Annotated in this window: 3 protein-coding genes; all 3 read left to right on the top strand. The window is 64.3% G+C overall.

Translation table 11 applies throughout. The annotated features are described in order from the left end of the window. Window positions 1-398, top strand: a 398-nt coding sequence (locus tag EN879_RS31650; RefSeq protein WP_206521040.1) for a polyprenyl synthetase family protein, incomplete at its 5' end; no start/stop codon positions are given. A gap of 146 nt (window positions 399-544) precedes the next feature. Further along, complete coding sequence (locus EN879_RS31655; protein ID WP_063169167.1) at window positions 545-1351, top strand: methyltransferase domain-containing protein; 807 nt, start codon at window positions 545-547, stop codon at window positions 1349-1351. 114 nt (window positions 1352-1465) lie between these two features. Then, a partial coding sequence (locus EN879_RS31660) for a histidine kinase dimerization/phospho-acceptor domain-containing protein (protein ID WP_281034615.1) occupies window positions 1466-2568 on the top strand: 1103 nt, incomplete at its 3' end.

Here is a 2568-nt window from a genome sequence, read left to right on the forward strand (position 1 = left end):
CCGAACAGACGCCGCCGGACGAGGCCGGCATCATCCGGCTGCAGGCGATGAAGACCGGCGCGCTGATCCGCTTCGCCTGCGAGGCAGGCGCCCTCATCGCCGGCGCCCCGGCCGATGACCGCGAGCGGCTGGCCGAATTCGGCTCGGCGATCGGTCTTGCCTTCCAGCTTGCCGACGACCTGCTCGATTTGACCGCCGACGCCAGCCAGATGGGCAAGGCGACCGGCAAGGACGCCGCCGCCGGCAAGGCGACGCTGGTGGCCTTGCATGGTGCAAATTGGGCACGCGGCCAGCTGCACGGCCTCGTCCAACAGGCGCATGCGCTGCTTGAGCCCTATGGCGACGATGCCCAGTTGCTGAAAGAAGCGGCGACATTCGTGGCGGCGCGTAACAGCTAAGGTTGGTGCCAGCCGGAACATCGAGCTGATTGCACGCACGTCCCCGCCGGCCGGTTCTGAAATAGAACTTGAGCGGAAGCCTGCCGAGGCAGAGGATTGACATCCGCACGGCAAGCACGCGGTGCGGATAAGAGTTGGAGGATGCCATGTCGACCACCGACAAGCTGTTCAGCGGTTCCATTCCCGAGATCTACGACCGGGCGATGGTGCCGCTGATCTTCGAGCCATATGCGCGGGATCTGGCGGAGCGGGTGTCGAAGCTCGGGCCGCAATCGGTGCTCGAAGTGGCGGCGGGCACCGGTGTGGTGACACGTGCGCTCGCAGCAAAGCTGCCGGCGCAAGCGCGCATCGTGGTCACCGACCTCAACCAGCCCATGCTCGACCACGCACGCACGCGGATGGTGGACGATCCTCGCATCACCTGGCAGCAGGCCGATGCTCAGGCGCTGCCCTTCGAGGACGCACAGTTCGACGCCGTGGCCTGCCAGTTTGGCGCGATGTTCTTCCCCGATCGGGTGGGCGCCTACGGGCAAGTTCGGCGCGTGATGCGGCTGGGCGGACACTTCCTGTTCAACGTCTGGGGTGCCATCGAAGAGAACGAGTTTGCCGATGAGGTGACGCGGGCGCTCGGCCATTTTTTCCCGGCCGATCCGCCTCGCTTCATGGCAAGGACACCGCATGGCTATCACGATGCGGACGTCATCCGCGCCGACCTGCATGCCGCCGGCTTCCGTAACATTACCATAGAGCCGCTGGATGCCGTCAGCGCCGCTTCCTCGCCATATGAGGCGGCCACGGCCTATTGCCAGGGCACGCCCCTGCGGGTCGAGATCGAGGCGCGCGGTGGCTCGCTGGAGGAGGTGACGCGATACGTGGCGAATGCCCTTGGGAAACGGTTCGGGGAAGGCCCGGTGAGTGGCCGCATCCGCGCCCTCGTCGTGGACGCGGCCTAGGCGCGCTGTCCATCCGGCGGCTCGCACGGCTCGCCTGCCCGAACGAACGAAATTTTAATGTAAATGAAGCGTAATCCCGGCCATTAAAATGGTGCGTATGTGTTGGGGTTGCGCATGCCTGAATATTCGTCCTTCATCCGGTCGGTCCGGATCCGCTATATTTCAGGGTTGCTGATCTTCGCGCTGGCTTCCGCCGGCATCGTGATTGCGCTTGATCGCGTCAATTCCTTTCGCCGCGACATCGATGCGCTGAGCAGCAATCTCGTCATCTTCACCCGAGACCTGCGCAACGCGACCAGCTTTGCCGAGACGACCGGCACCGCCTGGCGGGCGGAGACACGCGATGCCCTGACCACATCGGCGCGCGGCCATTCGGAGCGCCTGACCGGCGAGATCGAGACGCTGACCGCCCAGCTTGCGGCGATCAAGCCGCGGCTGTCGATCAAAACCGTCGACGAACTCCAATCCGCTTCAGTTAACGGCGATCTGTTCTGGTCGCCGCGCGACATGGTGCGCAATTTCAACCTGATGTCGGTGGCGCAGAAGGTCGACGAGTGGAGCTATCGCGAAATCCGCAACCAGAATGACCTGTTCGCCCAACCCATGCTGGTTCGCGTCCGCACCGCCATGGATGATGAGCGCCATCTGGCCGATGCCTCCAGCGACAGGCTGTTGTTGTGGGCCAGCGGCATCCTGTTCGCGGCCCTTGCCATCGTCGCCTTCTGGATCTTCCGCCCGATGGAAGTGGCGATCCGCCGCGCCTTTGCCGAATCCGCCGAATCCCTGTTCAAGGCCGAGGCCGCCGACCGCGCCAAATCGGAATTCCTGGCCAATATGAGCCACGAGATCCGCACGCCGATGAACGGTGTGCTCGGTATGGCCGAACTGCTGGCCAAGACCGATCTGACCCCACGCCAAAAGACCTTCACCGACGTTATCGTGAAGTCCGGCAACGCGCTGCTCACCATCATCAACGACATCCTCGACTTCTCCAAGATCAATGCTGGCCAGCTCACCCTCGACCCTGCTCCCTTCCGCCTTTCCGAGGCGGTCGAGGACGTGGCGACGCTGGTCTCGGCGCGCGTCGCCGAAAAGAACCTCGAACTGATCGTGCGCGTCGATCCGCGCCTGCCGGCCCATGTCGTCGGCGACGCCGGCCGGTTCCGGCAGATCATCACCAACCTGCTCGGCAACGCAGTGAAGTTCACCGAGAAGGG

Source organism: Mesorhizobium sp. M7A.F.Ca.AU.002.02.1.1, from assembly GCF_003998535.1.
Lineage (GTDB): Bacteria > Pseudomonadota > Alphaproteobacteria > Rhizobiales > Rhizobiaceae > Mesorhizobium > Mesorhizobium ciceri.